General features: G+C 73.8%; 21 protein-coding genes and 3 tRNA genes. 18 read left to right on the top strand and 6 right to left on the bottom strand.

Annotated features, from left to right (window positions below; genetic code table 11):
- Window positions 1–130 precede the first annotated feature (130 nt).
- The 16 genes from BJZ21_RS02425 to BJZ21_RS02350 all read left to right on the top strand — a co-directional run bounded on the left by BJZ21_RS02425 (window position 131) and on the right by BJZ21_RS02350 (window position 13,509).
- Window positions 131–203, top strand: a tRNA-Lys gene (locus BJZ21_RS02425).
- A gap of 409 nt (window positions 204–612) precedes the next feature.
- On the top strand, window positions 613–2,106 hold the full coding sequence (locus BJZ21_RS02420; RefSeq protein ID WP_179662299.1) for a xanthine dehydrogenase small subunit: 1,494 nt from the start codon (window positions 613–615) through the stop codon (window positions 2,104–2,106).
- A complete protein-coding gene (xdhB, locus tag BJZ21_RS02415; protein ID WP_179662298.1) occupies window positions 2,103–4,460 on the top strand; it encodes a xanthine dehydrogenase molybdopterin binding subunit in 2,358 nt (785 codons plus the stop codon). The genes BJZ21_RS02420 and xdhB overlap by 4 nt, the downstream gene beginning before the upstream one ends.
- Window positions 4,461–4,465: 5 nt before the next feature.
- Entirely contained in the window at window positions 4,466–5,425 is a 960-nt protein-coding gene (gene xdhC / locus BJZ21_RS02410) for a xanthine dehydrogenase accessory protein XdhC (protein ID WP_179665460.1), read from the top strand.
- Window positions 5,422–6,714, top strand: coding sequence for a guanine deaminase (locus tag BJZ21_RS02405; RefSeq protein WP_179662297.1), 1,293 nt, complete (start codon window positions 5,422–5,424; stop codon window positions 6,712–6,714). Before xdhC ends, BJZ21_RS02405 begins: the two co-directional genes overlap by 4 nt.
- 436 nt (window positions 6,715–7,150) lie before the next feature.
- Window positions 7,151–8,050, top strand: coding sequence for a histone H1-like repetitive region-containing protein (locus BJZ21_RS02400; RefSeq protein ID WP_179662296.1), 900 nt, complete (start codon window positions 7,151–7,153; stop codon window positions 8,048–8,050).
- A gap of 5 nt (window positions 8,051–8,055) precedes the next feature.
- Window positions 8,056–9,216, top strand: coding sequence for an SRPBCC family protein (locus BJZ21_RS02395; protein WP_179662295.1), 1,161 nt, complete (start codon window positions 8,056–8,058; stop codon window positions 9,214–9,216).
- An 84-nt stretch (window positions 9,217–9,300) separates the two neighbouring features.
- Complete coding sequence (gene gvpJ / locus BJZ21_RS21905; RefSeq protein ID WP_179662294.1) at window positions 9,301–9,717, top strand: gas vesicle protein GvpJ; 417 nt, start codon at window positions 9,301–9,303, stop codon at window positions 9,715–9,717.
- Entirely contained in the window at window positions 9,714–10,496 is a 783-nt protein-coding gene (locus BJZ21_RS02385) for a GvpL/GvpF family gas vesicle protein (protein WP_179662293.1), read from the top strand. The genes gvpJ and BJZ21_RS02385 overlap by 4 nt, the downstream gene beginning before the upstream one ends.
- Window positions 10,487–10,738 (top strand): gas vesicle protein GvpG, encoded by a 252-nt coding sequence (locus BJZ21_RS02380; RefSeq protein ID WP_179662292.1) that lies wholly within the window; start codon window positions 10,487–10,489, stop codon window positions 10,736–10,738. Before BJZ21_RS02385 ends, BJZ21_RS02380 begins: the two co-directional genes overlap by 10 nt.
- Entirely contained in the window at window positions 10,735–11,190 is a 456-nt protein-coding gene (locus BJZ21_RS02375) for a gas vesicle protein GvpO (protein ID WP_179662291.1), read from the top strand. Before BJZ21_RS02380 ends, BJZ21_RS02375 begins: the two co-directional genes overlap by 4 nt.
- 1 nt (window position 11,191) lies before the next feature.
- Entirely contained in the window at window positions 11,192–11,560 is a 369-nt protein-coding gene (locus BJZ21_RS02370; RefSeq protein WP_179662290.1) for a gas vesicle protein, read from the top strand.
- On the top strand, window positions 11,553–12,314 hold the full coding sequence (locus BJZ21_RS02365) for a GvpL/GvpF family gas vesicle protein (RefSeq protein WP_179662289.1): 762 nt from the start codon (window positions 11,553–11,555) through the stop codon (window positions 12,312–12,314). The genes BJZ21_RS02370 and BJZ21_RS02365 overlap by 8 nt, the downstream gene beginning before the upstream one ends.
- The gene (locus BJZ21_RS02360; protein ID WP_218851243.1) at window positions 12,311–12,538 is read left to right on the top strand and encodes a gas vesicle protein; all 228 of its coding nucleotides are present in this window, start codon (window positions 12,311–12,313) and stop codon (window positions 12,536–12,538) included. The genes BJZ21_RS02365 and BJZ21_RS02360 overlap by 4 nt, the downstream gene beginning before the upstream one ends.
- On the top strand, window positions 12,535–12,828 hold the full coding sequence (locus tag BJZ21_RS02355; RefSeq protein ID WP_179662288.1) for a gas vesicle protein GvpK: 294 nt from the start codon (window positions 12,535–12,537) through the stop codon (window positions 12,826–12,828). Before BJZ21_RS02360 ends, BJZ21_RS02355 begins: the two co-directional genes overlap by 4 nt.
- A gap of 138 nt (window positions 12,829–12,966) precedes the next feature.
- Complete coding sequence (locus tag BJZ21_RS02350; RefSeq protein ID WP_179662287.1) at window positions 12,967–13,509, top strand: GNAT family N-acetyltransferase; 543 nt, start codon at window positions 12,967–12,969, stop codon at window positions 13,507–13,509.
- A gap of 105 nt (window positions 13,510–13,614) precedes the next feature.
- On the opposite strand, the gene BJZ21_RS02345 is transcribed toward BJZ21_RS02350, so the two are convergent.
- On the bottom strand, window positions 13,615–15,126 hold the full coding sequence (locus BJZ21_RS02345) for an NAD(P)/FAD-dependent oxidoreductase (RefSeq protein ID WP_246298438.1): 1,512 nt from the start codon (window positions 15,124–15,126) through the stop codon (window positions 13,615–13,617).
- 273 nt (window positions 15,127–15,399) lie between these two features.
- Between BJZ21_RS02345 and BJZ21_RS02340 the strand changes: the two genes are divergently transcribed.
- Window positions 15,400–16,266 (top strand): ATP-binding protein, encoded by an 867-nt coding sequence (locus BJZ21_RS02340; RefSeq protein ID WP_343051913.1) that lies wholly within the window; start codon window positions 15,400–15,402, stop codon window positions 16,264–16,266.
- Between the two features lie 45 nt (window positions 16,267–16,311).
- On the opposite strand, the gene BJZ21_RS02335 is transcribed toward BJZ21_RS02340, so the two are convergent.
- From BJZ21_RS02335 to BJZ21_RS02315, 5 genes are all read right to left on the bottom strand, one after another.
- Window positions 16,312–16,668 carry a metallopeptidase family protein gene (locus tag BJZ21_RS02335; RefSeq protein WP_343051912.1) on the bottom strand — a complete coding sequence of 119 codons (357 nt, stop codon included), beginning with the start codon at window positions 16,666–16,668 and terminating at the stop codon, window positions 16,312–16,314.
- A 114-nt stretch (window positions 16,669–16,782) separates the two neighbouring features.
- A tRNA-Asp gene (locus tag BJZ21_RS02330) sits at window positions 16,783–16,856 on the bottom strand.
- A 103-nt stretch (window positions 16,857–16,959) separates the two neighbouring features.
- Window positions 16,960–17,032 (bottom strand) — tRNA-Glu (locus BJZ21_RS02325).
- A 123-nt stretch (window positions 17,033–17,155) separates the two neighbouring features.
- Window positions 17,156–18,982 (bottom strand): ABC transporter substrate-binding protein, encoded by a 1,827-nt coding sequence (locus tag BJZ21_RS02320; RefSeq protein WP_179662285.1) that lies wholly within the window; start codon window positions 18,980–18,982, stop codon window positions 17,156–17,158.
- A 277-nt stretch (window positions 18,983–19,259) separates the two neighbouring features.
- A complete protein-coding gene (locus BJZ21_RS02315) occupies window positions 19,260–19,847 on the bottom strand; it encodes a CGNR zinc finger domain-containing protein (protein WP_179662284.1) in 588 nt (195 codons plus the stop codon).
- An 86-nt stretch (window positions 19,848–19,933) separates the two neighbouring features.
- Here BJZ21_RS02315 and BJZ21_RS02310 point away from each other — a divergent pair, with 86 nt between their 5' ends.
- Window positions 19,934–21,997: a BTAD domain-containing putative transcriptional regulator gene (locus BJZ21_RS02310; protein ID WP_179662283.1), complete on the top strand. Its 2,064-nt coding sequence runs from the start codon at window positions 19,934–19,936 to the stop codon at window positions 21,995–21,997.
- The last annotated feature ends 16 nt before the right edge of the window (window positions 21,998–22,013 follow it).

Here is a 22,013-nt window from a genome sequence, read left to right as displayed (position 1 = left end):
TGGATCGAGAGTCTCCGTCAGATCCGGGGCGATTCGCCGGGCGAAGGTCAGGCTTGACTAGGCTGCTCCCCCGTATGGGTTGCTCCTAGGGTTGTTCTCTTCGCTGTCCCCTTGGTTGGTCCCATACGCCGGGCCCCTAGCTCAATTGGCAGAGCAGGAGACTTTTAATCTCTTGGTTGTGGGTTCGAGTCCCACGGGGCCTACCGATCCCTGCACCCGCTCGACCCCGAAGGAGATCTTGAGCCACGGGGCGACCCGAGATCTCCTCTGACCTCCGAGACCCGTCCGCCGAGCCCTCCTCGCGCTCCGCTGTGGCCCGCTCGACCCGCCGTCGGCGGCGTGGTGCTTGTGGCCCGGGTCACACCCGACGTAGGTTCGCCCCAGACCCACCGGCGCCCCTCGTGCCGGCGGGAGGCCTGCCCGGAGGTGGTGATGGTGCTCGAGCGGCGCCCCGACGACGTACGTCGTCGCGTCCACTGCACCGCCTGGACCCGCGGCCGGGTGGCCCACGGCCACCGACCCTGCTGACCCGCGACGCCGCCAGCCCGGCGCCGCGACCGCCGGCGACCCCGCGACCCGCGGGGCGCCCCACCGCGAGCAGGGAACGGATCCATGGACACACCCACCGCCACCGTCAACGGCACGGACCGGCCGCTGGCCGGGACCCCGGCGTACACCTCCGCGCTGACCTGGCTGCGCGCCCTCGGCCTGACCGGTGCCAAGGAGGGCTGCAACGAGGGTGAGTGCGGCGCCTGCTCGGTGCTGCTCGCCCGTCCCGCCCCGACCGGCGACCTCGCCGGCGACGGCGCCGACCTCGCCGGCGGCGGCGCCGGGACCGAGTGGACCGCGGTCAACGCATGCCTGCTGCCGGCCGCCGCGCTCGCCGGCCAGGAGGTCGTGACCGCCGAGGGGCTGGGCACCAGCCGCGACCTGCACCCGGTGCAGCGCGAGCTCGCGCACCGCGGCGGGTCGCAGTGCGGCTACTGCACGCCGGGGTTCGTGTGCAGCATGGCCGCGGAGTACTACCGCCCCGGCCGGACGGCGAACGGGACCGCCGACCCCGAGCACGGGCCGAACGGCTTCGACCTGCACGCCCTGAGCGGCAACCTGTGCCGCTGCACCGGCTACCGGCCGATCCGCGACGCCGCGTTCGCGCTGGCGGCGCAAGCGCCCGCCGACGACCCGCTGGCCGTCCGACGGGCCGGGCCCGCGCCGCGGCCCTCCCCCGGCCGCAACGATGCCGAGGGCGCCGCGTTCGTCCGGCCGGCGACCCTGGCCGACGCCCTCGCGGTGCTCGCCGAGCACCCGGCCGCGGTCGTGGTCGCCGGCTCCACCGACTGGGGCGTCGAGGTCAACCTGCGCGCCGCCCGCGCGCCGCTGACCGTGGCCGTCGACCGGCTGCCCGAGCTGCGCGGCTTCGCCGTCGACGCGGACCGGATCGAGCTCGGCGCCGCCCTCACGCTGACCGAGGTGGAGCGGGCGCTCGACGGCCGGGTGCCGCTGCTGGCCGCGGCCTTCCCGCTCTTCGCCTCCCGGCTGATCCGCAACGCCGCCACGCTCGGCGGCAACCTCGCCACCGCCTCCCCCATCGGCGACACCCCGCCGGCGCTGCTCGCGCTCGACGCGACGGTCCTGCTCGCGGCGGCCGACGGGGAGCGGGAGGTGCCGCTGGCGGAGTTCTTCACCGGCTACCGGCAGACCGTCCGGCGTCCCGACGAGCTGATCCGGGCGGTGCGGATCCCGCTGCCGCTGGCGCCGCTGACCGGCTTCCACAAGATCGCCAAGCGGCGGTTCGACGACATCTCCAGCGTCGCGGTCGGCTTCGCGCTCGACGTCGCCGACGGCGTCGTACGCCGGGCCCGGATCGGCCTCGGCGGGGTGGCCGCCACCCCGGTCCGCGCGCTGCGCACCGAGGAGGCGCTGACCGGCCGGCCCTGGACCGAGGGGACCGTCCGGGCGGCCGCGGAGGTGATGGCGGCCGAGGGCACCCCGATGGACGACCACCGGGCGAGCGCGGCCTACCGCTCGGCGATGCTCGGGCAGGCCCTGCTGAAGCTGTGGGCGCGCACCGACGAGGCGCAACTGGATCTGGGGGGCCGGGCATGAGCGTCGGAGAGGCGTTGCCGCACGAGAGCGCGGAGCTGCACGTCACCGGTGAGGCGCTCTACACCGAGGACCTCGGCGCCCGGGCCACCGGCCTGCTGCACGCCTGGCCGGTCCAGGCACCGCACGCCCACGCCCGGGTGACGGCGCTGCGACCGGCCCCGGCGTACGACGTGCCGGGGGTGGTCCGGGTGCTCACCGGCGCGGACGTGCCCGGCGTCAACGACTCCGGCGTCAAGGGCGACGAGCCGCTGTTCCCCGACGAGGTGATGTTCCACGGCCAGGCGGTCTGCTGGGTGCTCGGCGAGACCCCCGAGGCGGCGCGCCTGGGCGCGGCCGCGGTCGAGGTCGACTACGAGCCGCTGCCGGCGCTGCTGACCGTCCGCGAGGCGATCGCGGCCGGCAGCTTCCAGGGCGGTCGGCCGACGATGGCGCGCGGCGACGTCGAGGCCGGGCTGGCGGCCTCGGCCCACGTGTTCAGCGGGGAGCTCGACCTCGCCGGGCAGGAGCACTTCTACCTCGAGACCCACAACTCGCTGGCGACCGTCGACGAGTCCGGCCAGGTCTTCGTGCAGGCCAGCACCCAGCACCCCACCGAGACCCAGGAGATCGTCGCCCACGTGCTCGGCCTGGCCAGCCACGACGTGGTGGTGCAGTGCCTGCGGATGGGTGGCGGTTTCGGCGGCAAGGAGATGCAGCCGCACGGGTACGCCGCGGTCGCGGCGCTCGGGTCGGTGCTGACCGGGCGGCCGGTCCGGTTGCGGCTGAACCGCACCCAGGACCTGACCATGTCCGGCAAGCGGCACGGGTTCCACGCCCAGTGGCGGGTCGGGTTCGACGACGACGGCCGGCTGCAGGCGCTCGAGGCGACGCTGACCTCCGACGGCGGCTGGAGCCTGGACCTCTCCGAGCCGGTGCTGGCCCGGGCGCTGTGCCACGTCGAGAACGCCTACTGGATCCCGCACGTGCTGGTGCACGGCCGGGTCGCCCGCACCCACAAGACCTCGCAGACCGCGTTCCGCGGCTTCGGCGGGCCGCAGGGCATGCTCGTGATCGAGGACGTGCTGGGCCGGTGCGCCCCGCTGCTCGGCCTGGACCCGGCCGAGCTGCGCCGCCGCAACTTCTACGCGCCCGGCCAGGCCACGCCGTACGGCCAGGAGGTGCGCCACGCCGACCGGCTTGAGCGGGTCTGGGAACAATTGCTCGCGTTTTCGGGCTTCGAGGACCGCCGGGCGGAGGTGGCCGCGTTCAATTGCTCGCATCCGCACGCCCGGCGGGCCCTGGCGATCACGCCGGTGAAGTTCGGCATCTCGTTCAACTTCACCGCCTTCAACCAGGCCGGCGCGCTCGTGCACGTCTACAAGGACGGCTCGGTGCTGATCAACCACGGCGGCACCGAGATGGGCCAGGGCCTGCACACCAAGATGCGGCAGGTCGCGGCCGCCGAGCTCGGCGTACCCCTCGAGCTGGTGCGGCTCTCGCCCACCCGCACCGACAAGGTGCCGAACACCTCCGCCACCGCGGCCAGCTCCGGCGCCGACCTCAACGGGGCCGCGGTCGCGGACGCCTGCCGGCAGATCCTGGCGCGGCTGCGGCCGGTGGCCGACCGGCTCGACGCGGGGACGCCGTGGGCGGAGGTCGTGCGCACGGCGTACTTCGACCGGGTGCAGCTGTGGGCCGCCGGCTTCTACCGGACCGAGGGCCTGCACTGGGACTCGACCACGATGACCGGGCAGCCGTTCAAGTACTTCGCGTACGGCGCCGCCGCGGCCGAGGTCGAGGTCGACGGGTTCACCGGCGGCTACACGCTGCGCCGCGTCGACATCGTGCACGACGTCGGCGACAGCCTCTCCCCGCTCGTCGACCTCGGCCAGATCGAGGGCGGGTTCGTGCAGGGCGCCGGGTGGCTGACGCTGGAGGACCTGCGCTGGGACGAGTCCGACGGGCCCGGCCGCGGCCGGCTGCTCACCCAGGCCGCCAGCACCTACAAGCTGCCGAGCCTCTCGGAGATGCCGGTCGACTTCAACGTCGCGCTGCTGGAGGACGCCACGGAGGACGGCGTGGTGCACGGCTCGAAGGCCGTGGGCGAGCCGCCGCTGATGCTGGCGTTCTGCGTGCGCGAGGCGCTGCGGCAGGCCGCGGCGGCGTTCGGGCCGCCCGGGACCAGCGTCGACCTGGCCTCGCCGGCGATCCCCGAGGCGGTCTTCTGGGCACTGCAGTCCGCCCGCTGCGGCGGTCGCCCGCCGGCGCGGGACGGGGCCGCGGTCGAGCCCGAGGCCGTGGACGGGCCGCCGCTGCGGCCGGCCTCCGAACGCGCCACCGCCCGGCTCGAGGTGCCCGTCGTGGACGGGGTGTGAGCGGCATGGACTGGCTGGGGGCGCTCGCCCGGCTCCGTGAGACGCGTACGCCGGGGGTGCTGGTCACCGTCGCGGGCGTGCGCGGCCACGCGCCGCGGCAGGCCGGCGCGAAGATGGTCGTCTCCGCGTCGGCGACGTGGGGCTCGGTCGGTGGCGGCAACCTCGAGGCGGTCGCGGTCGAGCGGGCCCGGGCGATGCTCGCGGCGTCCTCCGCGTCGGGGACCTCGGGGACCTCGGGGTCGTCGGGGTCGTCGGGCTCGTCGAGCGGGGCGTCCCCCGAGCTGCTCGAGGTCGGGCTGTCGGACCGGGCGGCCTACCAGCACGGCGTGCAGTGCTGCGGCGGCGAGGTGACGCTGCTGCTCGAGCCGCTCGCGGTGGTGCCCGCGGTGGCCGTCTTCGGGATGGGACACGTGGGCTGGGAGCTGGCCCGGATCCTGGCCCGGCACGAGCTCGACCTGCACCTGGTCGACTCGCGACCCGACCAGCTCTCCCCGGCGCGGCTGTCGGTGCTCGACGACGCGGTGGCCCGCGTGCACGTGCACCCCGTTCCGGTGCTGCCCGAGCTGGTGCTCGGCGGCCTGCCGAGGGGCAGCCACGTGCTGGTGATGACCCACGACCACGCGGAGGACGCCGCGCTCTGCGACGCGGCGCTGCGGCTGGTCGACGGCGATCCCGACCGCCTGGGGACCCTCGGGCTGATCGGGTCGAGCGCGAAGTGGGCGCGGTTCCGGAGCAAGCTGCTCGCCGAGGGACATCCCGCGGCCGCGCTCGACCGGGTCACCACCCCGATCGGGCTGCCGGAGCTGGCCGGCAAGGACCCCGCCACGATCGCGGTCGGCGTGGCCGCGACGCTGCTGCGGTCGTTCGCCCCGTCGGACGAGCCGGTACGGGACGAGCCAGGGCCGGACGAGCCGGGGCCGGACCCGTCGTACGGGTTTGCGCAGGGCCGGGACGCGGCCCGGTGACGCTGTTCCGCGGGACGGTGCTGGACACCCCCGACGACCCGTTCCTCGGCGCGCCGATGCGGGCGGAGGCCGACGTGGCGCTGCTGGTCCGGGCCGGGGTGATCGAGGACCGCGGGCCGTGGGCGGCGTTGCGGGCCCGGCACCCCGACGAGGAGGTGGTGGACCTCTCCGACGGGCTGGTGCTGCCCGGCTTCGTCGACACCCACGTGCACTTCCCGCAGGTGCGGGTGATCGGCGGGTTGGGGATGCCGCTGCTGGACTGGCTCGAGCAGTGCGCGCTGCCCGAGGAGGCCAGGCTGGCGGACCCGTCGTACGCCGGCTCCGTAGCCGAGGACTTCGTCGGCGCGCTCGCCCGGGCCGGCACCACCACCGCGCTGGTCTTCGGCGCCCACTACGCCCCCGCGGTCGACCGGCTCTTCGCCGCGGCCGCGCGTGTGGGGCTGCGGATCACCAGCGGGCTGGTGGTCAGCGACCGGCTGCTGCGCCCCGCCCTGCTGACGACGCCGGCGCGCGGCCACGAGGAGGGGCTGGCGCTGGCCGAGCGGTGGCACGACCGCGGGCGGAACCGGTACGCCGTGATCCCGCGGTTCTCGCTCTCCTGCAGCGACGAGATGCTCGCGGCGTGCCGGGCGCTGCTCGACGACGTGCCGGGGGCCTACTTCACCTCCCACCTCAACGAGAACCTCGAGGAGATCCTGCACGTCGAGCGGCTCTTCGACTGCTCCTACACCCAGAGCTACGACCGGCACGGGCTGCTGGGTCCGCGCAGCGTGCTCGCGCACGACGTCCACCCAGCCGAGGCGGACGTCAAGCTGCTCGCCGCGCGGGAGGCGAGCGTCGCGCACTGCCCCACGAGCAACGCCGCGCTGGCGTCGGGGGCGTTCCCGCTGGCGCGCCACGTCGACGCCGGCGTACGGGTCGCGCTCGGGTCGGACGTCGGTGCCGGCACCGGTTTCTCGATGCTCAAGGAGGGGCTGCAGGCCTACTTCACCCAGCAGCAGCTCGGCGCGGCCGGCTACCCGTTGACCCCGGCGCACCTGCTGCACCTGGCCACGTCGGCCGGCGCTGCCGCGCTCGGCCTGTCCTCGCTGGTAGGCGACCTGTCGGTGGGCAAGCGGTTCGACGCGGTGTGGCTGCGGCCGGCCGGCGGCTCGACCCTCGACGTCGCGCTGCGGCACGCCTCCTCCCCCGAGGCCGCGCTGGCCCGGGCGTTCGCGCTCGGCACCGATGCCGACGTGGCCGGCGTCTGGGTCGACGGCGACCCACTCCCCCGAGTCGGCGCTCGTTGACGGGTTGACGGGCTGAGCTGGGACTCGCCGAGTCGGCGCTCGTTGACGGGCTGGGACTCGCCGAGTCGGCGCTCGTTGACGCGCGCTCCGACGTACGCCGGGCGGCGCGGCCAGGGCGCGCGCCGGTGGCTCAGCCACCCCCGGGGTGCACGGAGACGGTGGCTGACTCACCGCCCGTTCCCGGATCCGCCGCTCGGCGGTGGTTCGCCCGGGCGCGCTGCCGTGTCAACGAGCGCCGACTCGGTGTACCGGGGGTGTCAACGAGCGCCGACTCGGGGGGCTTGCATGCCCCTGCGCAACGGCTTCCCCTAAATGGGCGACGGGCCCCGCGACGCGCCGGGCGGATGTTTGTCGGTCCAGACCGGGGGTACCGCCTCGGGATCAGAGGGAGGACCCACCCCGCGTGTGTTCAGCGCGGCTCACGGAACGAGGGAGCATGTCAGCAACGACGAAGATCGCCGTCGGGGTCGCCGGAGGCTATCTGCTCGGCCGGACGAAGAAGATGAGGCTCGCCATCACCTTGGGCAGCATGCTGGCCGGCCAGCGCATCGCCACCAACCCCCAGGCCCTGATGTCCCAGGGCAGCAAGCTCATCGACTCCAACCCCGAGCTGAAGAAGCTCCAGGACGACGTCCGCGGTCGGCTGCTCGAGGCCGTGAAGGCCGCCGCCCTGACCACCGCGACCTCGCGGCTGGAGTCGATCACCGAGCAGCTGCGCTCCGTCCCGGAGCTCTCGTCCTCGGAGGACGAGGGCGAGGAGTCCGACGAGGAGCCTGAGGACGAGTACGAGGGCGAGGAGTCCGACGAGGAGCCTGAGGACGAGTACGAGGGCGAGGAGTCCGACGAGGAGCCTGAGGACGAGTACGAGGGCGAGGAGTCCGACGAGGAGCCTGAGGACGAGTACGAAGACGGGGGCGAAGGCCAAGAGTCCGAGGAGCAGCCCGAGGACGAGTACGACGAGGGCGAGGAGCCAGAGGACGAGGCCTCCGAGGAGGAGCCCGAGGACGAGACGTCCGAGGAGGAGCCCCAGGACGAGGAGGAGGCCGAAGAGGAGCCCGCCCCGCGTCGGCGCAGCAGCTCCCGCGCGAGCTCGGCCCGCAAGAGCGCGGCGAAGAAGGCCCCCGCCAAGAAGTCCGCCGCCAAGAAGGCTCCGGCCAAGAAGGCGCCCGCGAAGAAGACCGCCGCCAAGAAGGCCCCTGCCAAGAAGGCGCCGGCCCAGAAGACCGCCGCCAAGAAGGCTCCGGCGAAGAAGGCTCCGGCCAAGAAGTCCGGCAGCAGCAGCCGCTCGAGCGCGAAGAAGTCGTCCTCGCGCTCCTCGAGCCGGTCGGGGCGGTGATCTGAGTGGCGAGCAACGAAGCAGCCAGCAAGCTCAAGACCGCCGGGACCGATCTGCTGAAGGCGGCCGGTGAGAAGGCGGTGAAGTCCGCCTCCGACCGGGTCGGCGGGCTGACCGAGCGGTTCGAGGGCATCGCCGACGGCGGTCCGATCAGCAATGCCGTGGTCAAGGGCGGTGAGGCCAAGGCCAAGGGCGAGAGCCCGGTCATGGGCGCGGTCAAGGGCATGGCGTCCGGCGTCAAGGACAAGATCACCGGCGGAGGCGGCAAGGGCGACAAGAGTCCCAAGGCCACGAAGTCGACGAACATCATCGAGTCCATCGACGTGGGTGTGCCGCTCCGCACGGCGTACAACCAGTGGACCGAGTTCGGCGAGTTCCCGAACTTCATGAAGAAGGTCGAGAAGGTCGAGGCCGTCGAGGACAACAAGCTCGCGTTCAAGGCCAAGATCGTCTGGTCCCACCGCACGTGGGAGGCGACGATCCTCGAGCAGGTGCCCGACGAGCGGATCGTGTGGCGCTCCAAGGGCGAGAAGGGCCACGTCGACGGCGCGGTCACCTTCCACGAGGTCGCGCCGAACCTCACCCGGATCCTGCTGGTCCTGGAGTACTACCCGCAGGGTCTCTTCGAGAAGACCGGCAACATCTGGCGCGCCCAGGGCCGTCGGGCGCGAGCGGAGTTCAAGCACTTCCGCCGCCACGTGATGACCCGGACCATCCTCGACCAGGACGAGGTCGAGGGCTGGCGCGGGACGATCGAGGACGGCGAGGTCGTCCAGACCCACGAGGAGGCGCTCGAGGAGGAGCAGCAGTCCTCGGAGGAGGAGTCCGACCAGGAGTCGGGCCAGGACTACGACGAGGGCGAGGAGTCCGAGGAGGAGCCCGAGGACGAGTACGAGGGCGAGGAGTCCGACGAGGACGCCGAGGACGAGTACGAGGGCGAGGAGTCCGAGGAGGGCGAGGACCAGCCCGAGGACGAGTACGAGGACGAGGAGTCCGACGAGGAGTCCGACGAGGACGCCGAGGAGGACGCCGAGGAGGAGCCCGAGGACGAGTCCCAGGAAGACGAGTACGACGAAGAGGACGGGGAAGAAGAGGAGCCTGAGGACGAGTACGACGAGGAGGAGGACGAGCAGGAGGAGCGCCGGCCGCGCCGCCGCGCGAGCTGACCTCAGCCCCTCGCCCACAGTCACCGAGGCACCACTCCACCCCCGCCGGCCCATCCCGGCCGCATCCACCCAGGAGGACGTCCCATGACCGTTCAGCAGGCCCGCCGCGGAGGCGGCGGCTACCTCGACCGCCCCGCCCCGAGCGGGCTCGCCGACGTCGTCGAGGTCATCCTCGACAAGGGCATCGTCATCGACGCCTACATCCGGGTCTCGCTCGTGGGCATCGAGCTGCTCACGATCGACGCCCGCATCGTGATCGCCAGCGTCGACACCTACCTGCGCTTCGCCGAGGCCACCAACCGGCTCGACCTGGTCGAGAACGGCGGCGGCAAGCCGCTCGACGAGTTCATCGGCAGCATGCAGGAGGGCGGTGCGGCCAAGAAGGTCGGCGGGGCGGTGCGGGGCGCCAAGGGCGCCCTCACCGGCGGTGGCGACGACGACGACCGTGGGCGCCGGCCCGCGAAGAAGTCCTCGTCGCGCCGCCGTGAGGAGTCGCGATGACCGCCACGGCGACGTCCGTGGAGCTCCAGCCCGCGCCCGGCCACGGCTGGTTCGTGTACGGCGTGGTCGAGGCCGGCAGCCGGCTGCCCGAGGGGCTGACCGGTGTGGAGGACTCGCCGGTGCACCTCGTGCCGCACGGCCCGCTCGCGGCCGTCGTCGGCGAGATCGACCTGGACCGGACCTCGGGTCGCCGGGGCGACCTGCTCGCCTACACCGAGGTGCTCAACGCGCTGGCCGGGCAGATGCCGGTCGCGCCGGTCCAGTTCGGGTCGGTGCTGCTCGACACCGAGAGCGTCGTCGCGGACCTGCTCGACCCGCGCGAGGAGGAGCTCTCCGGGCTGCTCACCGACCTCGCGGGTCGCGCGCAGTTCACGCTGCGGGCGAGCTTCCACGAGCCCGTCGTGCTGGCCGAGGTGGTTGCCGAGGACCCCGAGGTCCGGCGCCTGCACGAGCACACCCGCGACCTGCCCGAGGACGCGGCGTACCCCGAGCGCGTGCGCCTCGGCGAGCTGGTCGCACGGGCCATGGAGGCCAAGCGCGAGGCCGAGGCCGAGGCGCTGCTCGAAGCGGTGCTGCCGTACGCCGCGGCGTACTCGCAGCGCTCCGGCGGCGGCCTGGACCACGTCGTGGACGTGGCCCTGCTGGTCGACGACGACCGCCGCGCGGACTTCGAGCGCTTCCTGGAGGAGCTCGCGGAGGCCGTCCACGAGCGGGTGCGGCTGCGGCTGGTCGGCCCGGTCGCGGCCTACGACTTCGTCGGGAGCGAGGGATGGGCCTGATCTCCGGGGTGCTCGGCCTGCCGCTGGCGCCGCTGGCCGGCACCATCGCGGTCGCCGACCAGGTGCTCAAGCAGGCCCAGGACGCCTACTACGACCCCGCCGCCATCCGCGCCCAGCTCGAGGACGTCGATCGGCGGCGGCGGTCCGGCGAGCTCGACGAGGAGCAGGCCACGGCATGGGAGGACATGCTGGTCGACCGACTCATGGAGGGCCAGCAGCGACGGCGGGAGGGGCAGCGATGACCCAGGCACCGAGGCGGACCGGGAGCGGATCGGGCAGCACGCCCAACAAGGCCACCGGCAAGACCACCGGCAAGACCACCGGCAAGACCACCAGCAAGACCACCAGCAGGTCGGCCGGCAGGCCCGCCAGCAGGTCGGACGGGGACGAGTCCGGGGCCAGGCGGCCGGCCGCCGCCCGGTCCGAACCGCGCCGGCGGCCGAGCGGCCGGCAGGTCGCGGCGGAGGCCTCCCGTCAGCTCGTCGAGCTGACCGGCAAGGAGCCCGAGGGCATCATCGGCCTCGAGCGCACCGAGGACGGCTGGACCGTCGAGGTCGAGGTCCTCGAGCTGCGCCGGGTGCCCAACACCACCGACGTGCTGGCCAGCTACGCCGTGACGATGGACGAGCACGGAGAGCTCGAGGGCTACCAGCGTCGTGCCCGCTACGTGCGCGGCGCCGCGGGAGAGGACTGAGATGACCGAGCCGACCGAGTCCCGGCCGGCACCCCGGCCGTACTACCAGCCGCCGTCCCAGGGCGGCCGCCCCCAGCCGGCCAACCTCGCCGACATCCTCGAGCGGGTGCTCGACAAGGGCATCGTGATCGCCGGCGACATCCGGGTGAACCTGCTCGACATCGAGCTGCTCACCATCAAGATCCGGCTGCTCGTCGCCTCGGTCGACAAGGCCGCCGAGATGGGCATCGACTGGTGGCGCCACGACCCCATGCTCAACGGGTCCGAGCGCACGCTCGCCGACGAGAACCGCGAGCTGCGGCAGCGCATCGAGGCGCTGGAGTCCGGCCGGGGGGCGGACGGTCGGGAGCCGGAGGAGAGCGATGGCTGACCCGGGACGCTACGTGTACGCCGTGGTTCGCGGCCTCGCCCCGGACGCGCTCGACGGCGCCACCGGGCTCGACGGCGGCCGCCTGGAGCTGGTCTCGCACCGCGGCCTGACCGCGGTCGTGAGCAGCGTCGACCTCGAGGAGTACGGCGAGGCCGGGCTGCGGGCCAACCTCGAGGACCTCGGTTGGCTGGAGCGGGTGGCCCGCGGGCACGACGCGGTGGTCCAGGCGGCCGCCGCGGGCGCGCCCACCGCCCCGCTGCGGCTGGCGACCATCTGCCTCGACGACGCCGGGGTGGTCGAGCGGCTGGACGCCTGGCACGACGAGCTCGAGGAGGTGCTCGACCGGGTCGCCGATCGGGTCGAGTGGAGCGTGAAGGTCTACGCCGCCCGCCGGCCCGACGCGCCCCCGTCGGGCTCGGCGCCCGCCGGCAGCGGGGCGGCGTACCTCCAGCGCAAGCAGGCCGAGGCCCGGGCCGCCCGGGCCGAGGAGACCACCTCGCTGCTGCTGGCCGACGAGGTCCACCAGCGGCTGGTCGGGGTGTCGGTCGCGAGCCGGCGGCTCGCGGCGCAGGACCCACGGCTGACCGGACGCGCCGAGCGGATGCTGCACAACGGCGCCTACCTGGTCGCCGCCGACGACAGCGACCGCTTCGCGGCCGCCATCGACGAGATCGTGGCCGGGAACCCCGACGTGATCGTGGAGCACGAGGGTCCCTGGCCGCCCTACTCCTTCGCGACGCTGGAGCAGTCGTGACCTCGACGCTCGAGCCGACCGGGCCCGCCGGCGGGACTCCCGGCGGCCGGCAGATCGCGCTCGTCGACCTGCTCGACCGGCTGCTGGGCACCGGGGTCGTGCTCGCCGGCGACGTGGTGATCTCGCTGGCGGGTGTCGACCTGGTGCAGGTGCGGCTGCACGCCCTGGTCACCTCGGTGCGGGCCGAGATGGCCGCGAGTGCGGGCGAGGTGGGGGCGCCGTGAGCGAGCTGTACCGGCTCCCCCAGCGTCTCGAGACCGACGCCGAGGGCGTGGAGCGCGACCTGTTCAAGCTGGTGCTGACCATCGTCGAGCTGGTCCGCCAGCTGATGGAGAAGCAGGCGCTGCGCCGGGTCGAGGAGGGCGACCTCACCGACGAGCAGATCGAGGGGCTCGGCACCGGCCTGATGCACCTCGAGCAGGCGATGGAGGACCTCAAGAGCCGCTTCGGGCTCACCTCCGCCGACCTGAACCTCGACCTCGGCCCGCTCGGCACCCTGCTCGGCGAACCCTGACCACCCCCGCGAGCGGGCAATCCCCGGCAGTCTCACGGGCGCGAGAGGGCGATCTCCGGCAGTCTCACGGGCGCGAGAGGGCGATCCCCGGCACTTATCCGGTGGCCGGGCCCGGTCATTGCTGGTCGAATCGCCCCCATGACCGAGCTGGTGACTCCCGACGTCCGCTGGTACGACTCCTGGGAAGCGACGCTGAAGGAGTTCGGCGACGACTTCCCGCACGGGTCCGGCATCGGTCCGGAGGACCGGTTCGTCGGCCGCGATGCGTGCCAGGCGTTCGTCGCCGACCGGCTGCGCTTCGCCGACCCCGCAGCGGAGCTCCCCGCGGACCGGGTGCCCTGCGACTACTTCTGGATCGTCGACGAGGGCGAGATGATCGGCTTTCTCGCGCTGCGGCACCGGCTCAACGACTACCTGCTCGAGGTGGGTGGGCACATCGGCTACTCGGTGCGCCCCTCCCGCCGCCGCCACGGCCACGCGTCCCGCGCGCTCGGCCTGAGCCTGGCGCGGGCCGCCGAGCTCGGCCTGGACCGGGTGCTGGTGACCTGCGACGAGGACAACGTGGCCTCGCGCCGCACGATCGAGGGCGCCGGCGGCCGGCTCGAGGACGTGCGGGCCGGGAAGCGCCGCTACTGGATCACCGTCCAACCGCTGCCCGACCGCCGCGTCGGCGCTCGTTGACGCCCGCGCCCGTCAACATGCGCCGACTCGGCGTACCAAGCACCTCGAGTCGGCGCTCGTTGATCCCCGCACCCGTCAACATGCGCCGACTCGGCGTGCGGAGGGTCAGGAGGCGGAGCGGCCGACCTTGATGCCGCGCTCGTGCTGGTCGGTGAGCCGCGCCTCCTCGGCGGCGATCGCCTCGAGCTCGGCGCGGCGGGTGGTCTCCAGCAGCGACCGGGCCGCGTCGTACGCCCCCGGCTCGGAGACCAGGTCGGCGGCGCCGCCCTTGAGCCGGGCGAGCGCGGTGCGGGCGAAGATCTGCTGCTCGGTGGTGGTCCGCTCGGACCGGCCGCGGCCGAGGAAGGAGACGAACCAGTGCAGCACCGCGGTGATCCGGTTCTTGAACCCGGTGATGTAGAAGAGGTGGACCGCCAGCCACATCAGCCAGGCGATCACGCCGGTCAACCGCAGCTTGCCGACCATCGCGACCGCCCGGAAGCGGCTGATGATCGCCATCGAGCCCTTGTCGAAGTACTTGAACGGGCCCTGCGACGGCTTGCCCTTCAGCCGCCGGTCGATCTCCTCCGCGGCGTACTTCGCGCCCTGGATGGCCACCTGCGCGACGCCAGGCAGGTTGTCCAGCGAGATCATGTCGCCGACCACGAACACCTCGGGGTGCCCGGGCAGCGTGAGATCGGGGTTGACGCTGATCCGGCCGGCCCGGTCCAGCGGCGCGCCGGTCTGCTCCGAGAGCGTCCGACCCAGCGGGCTGGCCTGGACGCCGGCGGCCCAGATCTTGGTGACGGTGTCGATGCGCTCGACCCGGCCGTCCTTGAACTTCATCTCGATGCCGCGCTCGTCGACGTCGGTGACCATCGCGCCGAGGATCACCTCGACGCCGAGCCGCTCCAGCTCGGTCTTGGTCGCGGCGCCGAGCTTCTGGCCGAACGGCGGCAGCACCTGCGGCGCGGCGTCGACCAGCACCACCCGCGCGCTGCGGGTGTTGATCGAGCGGAAGTCGCGCTTGAGCGTGCGGTGGGCGAGCTCGGCGATCTGGCCGGCCATCTCCACCCCGGTGGGGCCGGCACCGACCACGATGAACGTGAGCAGGTGGTCGACGTTGTCGCCGCGCTTGGCGCCGAGCTCGGCGAGCTCGAACGCACCGAAGATCCGGCCGCGCAGCTCCAGCGCGTCGTCGATGCTCTTCATGCCGGGGGCGAACTCGGCGAACTGGTCGTTGCCGAAGTAGGACTGGCCCGCGCCGGCGGCCACGATCAGGGAGTCGTACGACGAGACCGTCTCGCGGCCGAGCACCTGCGAGGTGACCGTGCGCCGCTCCAGGTCGATGGCGCTGACCTCGCCGAGCAGCACCTGGGCGTTGTCCTGCCCGCTGAGCACCTCCCGGGTGGGCGGCGCGATCTCGCCCTCGGAGAGGATGCCGGTGGCCACCTGGTAGAGCAGCGGCTGGAACAGGTGGTGGGTGGTCTTCGCGACCATGGTCACGTCGACGTCGGAGCGCCGCAGCGCCTTGGTGCCGAAGAGGCCCCCGAACCCGGAGCCGATCACCACCACCTGGTGGCGGGTTTCCCCGCTGCGCGAGGTGGCGTGGTCCTGCTCGGTCTGCATGCCTGCCATGCCGGTCCTTTCCTGCGGCGACGTCGGTCGTCGTACCCGACGGCCCTCTGCTCCACTCCACATTGTCCCGCCGTAGGGCAACGCTTGACCAATCGGGTGGCATTCCCGCCGCGCGCCCCGTGGACCACTGCAGAAACTTTGCACCCAGGCATGTTTCGCTACCGATCTTCCGGGGTAGGCGGCAGGACAATGACGTGATCGACCCTCGCAGACGAAAGTCCACACGTGCCTCTCAACAGGCCGGCCCTGTCCCTGGGCTCAGGTCCCCGGGGCGTGCAGAACGCACGCCGCTGGGTGGTTGAGACCTGCCGTGACATCGATCGCCCGGACCTCGTGGAGTGCGCGGAGCTCGGGGTCTCCGAGCTGGTCACCAACGCGCTGCTGCACGCCGTGCCCCCGATCTCGGTCCGGGTCCGGGGCACTCGCGAGCACCCGCGGGTGGAGGTGCGCGACGGCTCGGTGGAGCCGCCCGCGCTGCCCGAGGCACTGCCCACCGACAGCGACGAGCTGCTGCTGACCTTCGGTCGCGGCCTGGGCATCGTGGCCCGCTGCGCCGACGCCTGGGGCGCGGAGATCGAGGACGACGGCAAGGTGGTGTGGTTCGCGCCCAGCGACCACGTCCTCGAGCAGCTGACCGAGGGCCTGATCACCGGGGTCACCGACCGCACCCCGCGCGAGCCGCACGAGGACGACGTCACGGTGGCCATCCTCGGGGTGCCGCTGCGCACCCACCTGCTCTTCCAGCACCACTACCGCGAGCTGCGCCGCGAGGTGCGGCTGCTCGCGCTCGCGCACGAGTCGGACTACCCGCTGGCCAAGAGCCTCTCCGACGTGTTCGGCTCGCTGGACCGCGAGCTGCGCGAGAACATGGGCGCGGAGCAGATCGACGCGGCGCTGCTGACCGGCCGCGAGCACACCGACCTGCACCTGCGCGTACGCCGGGAGACCGCCGGGCAGATCGGCCGGTTCCTGGAGCTGCTCGAGCTCGCCGACGACTTCTGCCGCCAGCAGCGGCTGCTGTCGCTGGCCCGCAGCCCCGAGCAGCAGCAGTTCCAGCGCTGGTTCCTCGGCGAGTTCGTCCGGCAGGGCGCCGATGCCGCGCCCGTGCCCTGGGAGGCCCACTCCGGGGTCGGCTCCTGACGGTCCCGGCTCCGGACGGTCCAGGGCTCCTGCCGACGGGGTCGGCTAGCCGTAGCCGAGCTCGTGCAGCCGGGCGTCGTCGAGGCCGAAGTGGTGGGCGATCTCGTGCACCACGGTGATGCGGACCTCCTCCTCCAACTCCGCCTCGGTGGCGCACAGGTCGAGCAGCGGGCCGCGGAAGACCAGGATGCGGTCGGGGAGCTCCCCCGGCGGGCTGCCCCAGCGCTCGGTCAGCGCGACCCCGTCGTACAACCCGAGCAGGTCGGGGGGCTCTCCCTCCGGCGGCTCGTCCTCGACGAGCACCACGACGTTGTGCACCAGCGCGGCGATCCCGTCGGGGATCTCGTCGAGCGCCCGGTCCACGAGCGCGTCGAAGGCCCCGGGGTCCATGTCGATCGGCACGCGTCCATTGTCGCGCCACGACGACGGCGGCAGTGCGCGGTGTCAGTGCGCGGTGTCAGTGCAAGAGGGAAATGCACGAGCGCTCCGGACCAGGTGGTCCGGAGCGCTCCTCTGCGACCCCGACGGGACTCGAACCCGCGGCCTCCGCCGTGACAGGGCGGCGCGCTAACCAACTGCGCTACGGGGCCAGTGCCTCGATGGCGAGGCGGGTGAAACCATAACCCATCGGTGCGGCTCTCTCCCAATCGAGCCCGCTCCGGCCGGCTCGGGAGCCGCACCACCTCCGGATCGCACCCCCAACCGGATTCGAACCGGCGCTACCGCCGTGAAAGGGCGGGGTCCTGGGCCGCTAGACGATGGGGGCCGGGACTGCTCCGAGCAGCATAGGGGCGGCCCGCGCACCCCTCCAAACGCCCCGGACGGGGGCCCGCGCGGGCCCCCGTCCGGGGTTGCGACGGCGTCCGGCCCGCGGCCGCCGCCCTGCCGGTCACCGGGTGACGAACAGGTCCTTGTAGTCGGGCGCCCCCATCTGGCCGTCGCCGGCGGGGTTGCCGAGCTTGGAGCCGAAGGCGAACAGCTGGTTCTGGAACGCGGTCGGGATGAACGGGAACCACGTGGTCTCGACCTTCTGGTCCAACGCACCCCAGGCGTCGGCCTGCTGGTCCAGCGGCATCCCGGTGATCTCCGACATCCGCTGGTCCACGGACTTCTCCGAGAAGTGCGCGGTGTTGTAGACCGCGCTCGTGTGCAGCAGCGGCGGCATCATCGTCAGCCCCGAGGGCCAGTCGGAGCACCAGTTCACGCCCCGCAGGTTCAGCGACCGGTTGAGCTTGTCGTCGGGGTTGGTCCAGGTGTTGTACGGCGACTCCTGCACCGGGATGCCCTTGACGGTGATGCCGGCCTCGGCCATGCCCTTCACCAGCACCTTCTGGCCGGCCACCGCGAGCGGGTCGGGCTCGTAGTAGACCATCCTCACGGTGAGCTCCCCGGGCTGGTAGCCCGCCTTGGCCAGCAGCTCCTTGGCCTTCTCGGGGTCGTAGGTGAACTGCTCGCCGTCGACGAAGTAGTCGTGCTTGCCCGCCATGCCCGGCGGCATCATCGAGTTCGCCGGGACCCGGGTCACGCCCGGGACCTCCCCGGTCGCCAGCCACATGTCCTGGTAGGGGTAGGCGTAGGCGATCGCCTTGCGGACGTCGACGTCGGTCGAGTCGAAGTCGGGCGCCAGGAACGACGTGCACTGCGAGGACTGCTGGACCAGCCGGTCACCGAGTTGGGCGTTGGCCTTCTCGTAGTTGTTCGAGCCGAGCTGGGTCGCCAGCGCGGTCTGCGACTCGGTGTTGTCGCTGAGCATGATCTGGTCGACCTTGGCCTGGTCCTGGTTGAACTTGAAGACCCACTTGTCGACGTACTGGTGGCGAGCCGGGTCCGAGGCGGGGTCCCACTGGTCGTTGCGGACCAGGGTGAGCTCCTCGTTGGGGCGGAAGGACTCCACCTTGTACGGGCCGTCGGACATGATGTGCTTGCCGTAGTCCGGGGGCTGGCTGGCCTTCCCGAGCGGCACCGCGCCCATCGCCTCGAAGGCGCCCCAGTAGTCCATGTCCGGGAACGGCCGGGCCATGTGCAGCGTGACGTCCTGGCCGTGGACCGTGACGCCGTTCCAGGTGGCCTTCGGGTCGGAGTAGGGCCCCCGGTAGGAGCCCGCACCCTCGAAGTAGGTCTGGGAGTACTCCGTCCCGGGGCCCGCCGGGAACGTGTCGGAGTCCATCGAGCGCTGGATGCCCCAGGCGATCTGCTCCGGGGTGACCGGCGAGCCGTCCTCCCAGGTCACGTCGTCGCGGATCGTGAAGGTCCACTCGGTGAAGTCGTCGTTGTGGTGGCCCAGGTCGGTGGCCAGGTCCGGGACCAGCACCATCTCGCCGGACTCCGGGTCGCGCGCGTACTGGGTCAGCGAGCGGCTGGTCAGCGCCTGCTGGATCGAGTTGCCGGTCACCGACCAGCCGTCGGTCGGGTCCATCGAGGCCGGGCCGGGGTCACCGGGCAGGTAGACCGTGACCGTGCCGCCGGCGGTCGCGCCGGCGACGTCCGGGGCCGGCCCCTGGCGCGCGGCGTCCTTGGTCACGCCGCCCTGCTCGCGGAACGCCTTGTCCGGCTTGTCCGCCGTGCTGCCCTCGTTGCCGCCGCAGGCCGCCAGCGTGACCAGCGCGGCCCCCGTGGCCAGCGCCAGCGCGCCGCGCCGCCGCGACCGCGCCGGTCCCGCCGGTCCCGATCCTGCCGGCCCCGGTCCTGCCTGCCCCGGTCCTGCCTGCCGCGGCACTGCCCACCGCGTCCCTCTCTGCCGTGTCGGCGATCCCTGACTCATCTGCGACCTCTCCTCCGTCGTGATGCCCCGGCGGCGCCCCTCCGGCCGCGAGCCCGGATGGGGACCTGCCCTGGCCGGTCCCCCCTGGTCGGGGGACGCCGCCATGCTGGGCCGGCCCGCTGGGGTGGCGCTGGGGCCGGGCTGGGGCGGGTCCGGTCCCACCCCGTGACCCGCCCCGTGACCCGCCCCGTGACCTGCCCCGTGACCTGGCCCAGACGGAGCCGGGACCGGGTCAGCCGCGGACCGCGGCCTGCCGGGCGCGGTAGGCCCGGGCCTTCATGACGTCGCCGCAGGGGTCGCTGCTGCACCAGCGGCCGGAGCGGTTCTTGGTGCTGTCGTAGTAGACCCACTGGCACTCGGCGCGGTCGCACACCCGCAACCGGGCGATCCGGCCGTCGTCCAGGGCGGCCCGGACGGCGCCGAGCAGGGTGGCCGCGATCGCGGCCTCCGGGCGGTTGCCGGCGGGCACCAGCCGGGCGACCGGCCGGTCGCCCCGGGTCTCGACGGCGAGCCGGACGGGATGCCGGGCGGCGACCCGGCTGAGCCGCTCCGCGGCGCCGGGCTCGCGGCAGACCAGCGCCCGGATCGCGTCTCGCAGCTCGGCGAGCCGGCGCCAGCCCTCCTCGTCGACGCCCGTGACGTCGAAGGCGGGCAGCCACCGCGCCCAGAACAGCGGCCGCCGTTCGGTGTCGTCGAGCGCGTCGAACCCGTAGTAGCGGTTGTCGGTGTTGAGGAAGGTCCGCAGGTCCTCGAGGTCCGGCGGCGCGGACTTGGGGTCGGTCGGCAGACGCGTCGTGTCGGAATCGTGACCTCGCGCCATGGCCCCACCGTAATACGTTACGACCTAAACACGTTAGCAGGTGACGTTGGGTGAGCGTCCCGGGGGGTGTCATGCACGAGGTTCGGGTGGGGATCCTGGGGCCCGCGGTCGTGGTGGAACGCGGCAGGACCAGGGCGCTGGGCGCGACCCGGCACCGGGCCCTGCTCACGGTGCTCGCGCTGCACCGGGGCGCCCGGGTGAGCACCGCCGCCCTGGGCGAGGCGCTGTGGGGCGACGCGCCGCCGGCGGCCGCCGCGACCACGCTACAGGGCTACGTCGCCGACCTGCGCCGGGTGCTCGAGCCGCGGCGGGCCCCGCGGACGCCCGCGACCGTGCTGGTGACCGAGCCCGGCGGCTACGCCCTCCGCCTCGAGGCGGACGCCGTGGACGCCGCGCGGTTCGAGGCCGTCGTACGCCGGGCCGCGCAGGCCCTGCCCGCGCTCCTCCCCGGGCCGTTGCACCTCGCCGACCCGGCCGACCGCCGACCGGTCCTGGCCGACTGGCGCGACGAGCTCGAGGCGGCACTCGGGTTGTGGCGCGGCGACCCGCTCTGCGACCTCTGCAGCGAGCAGGACGTGGGGCCGGGCGTCGGGCCCGGGGCGGGCCGGCGCGTGCACCTGGAGGCCGACCTGGAGCGGGACCGGCTGCACGCGCTGCGGCTCGACGCCGAGGTGCTGCGGCTGACCGCGGCGCTGGCGCTGGGCAGCCACGCGTCGGCCACCGACCTCGCCCGGCTGGCCGGCCAGAACCCCTGGGACGAGCGGATCTGGGCGCTGTGGGCCACCGCGCTGGCGCGGACCGGCCGACAGGCGGAGGCGCTCGCCCGGTTGCGCGAGCTGCGCGCCGCGCTCGCCGACGAGCTGGGCCTCGACCCGGGGCCCGACGTGGGCGTGCTGGAGACCGCGATCGTGCGGCACCAGGTCCTCGCGCCCGCCCCGGACCACCGGCCGGCGGACCATCGGCCGGGGACGCTCCTCGAGACGTCCTCGCCGGACGCGGCCCGGCTCGCCGGCGGGGAGCCGGCCCTGGTCGGCCGCCACGAGGAGCGGGCGCTGCTGCGCCGGCTGGTCGACCGCGCCACGGGCGGACCGGAGCTCTTGCACCTGACCGGCGAGCACGGGCTCGGCAAGTCCCGGCTGGCCCGGGAGGCCGAGCGGTACGCCGGGCTGCGCGGCTTCGCGGTCGTCAGCGTGGGTTGCGCGCGGGCCGCCGTACGCGACGAGCTGTGGGCGTGGCGCCGCCTGGCCAGCGGCCTGCGCGAGGCCGACGACCGGCCGGCCATCGCCGAGCCGCACCGTCCCGTCCCGCCGTCCCCGGTGGCGGCGGCGGAGGAGGTCGTCGACCTGGTCGCGAGCCTCACCGCCCGCCGGCCGCTGCTGCTGGTGCTCGAGGACCTCCAGTGGGCGGACCGGGCCACCCTGGTCGGCCTGGCCCACCTGGTGGAGACCTGCCCGCCGGTGCCCCTGCTGCTGCTCACCTCGCGGCTGGCCCCGGTGGCGGCCTCCGGCGCCATGGCCGGCCTGCTCGGCGCGCTCGGGAGGGCGCAGGCCGTGCACCATTCGCTGGGCGGGCTCGCCCCCGAGGAGGTCGACGAGCTGCTCGCGGCCGTTCACCCCGGGCCGCTGGGGCCGGGCCGGGTCGCGGACGTCGCGCGACGCAGCGAGGGGAACCCGTTCGTGGTGGTCGAGCTCGCCCGCCACGGTCGGCTGCCGGGCGGGCCGCTGCCGGCGACGGTGCGCGCCGTGGTCACCTCCGCGCTGGGCGCGCTCCCGCGCCGCACGCTCGACCTGCTCGCCGGCGCGAGCCTGCTCGACCCGACCTTCGACGCCGCGCTGCTCGCCGAGGCCGCCGGCCTGGAGCCGACCGCGGTCTTCGACGCGCTGGGACCGGCGGTGGCGGCCGGGGTGGTGCGCGAGGAGCCGCGCTACCGCTACTCCTTCGAGGTCGGCGTGGTCCGTGAGGCGCTCGCGGAGTCGCTCACCCCCATCCCGCGCGCCCGATGGCAGGCCGACCTCGCCGCGGGGGCGGCCCGGCGCCGGGAGCGTGCGCAGGACGTGCCCGCGCTGCTGCCCTGCCCGCCACCGGGGGCCACCTCCCCGGGCACCCGATCCCGATATGACCGCCCGCCGGCGCGCATGTATCCTTCCTGAGGTCCGTCACCCCGGT

This window comes from Nocardioides panaciterrulae, assembly GCF_013409645.1.
Taxonomy (GTDB): Bacteria; Actinomycetota; Actinomycetes; order Propionibacteriales; family Nocardioidaceae; genus Nocardioides; species Nocardioides panaciterrulae.
The sequence above is the reverse complement of the archived record's forward strand: the minus strand, read 5'-3'. Positions and strand labels throughout refer to the sequence as shown.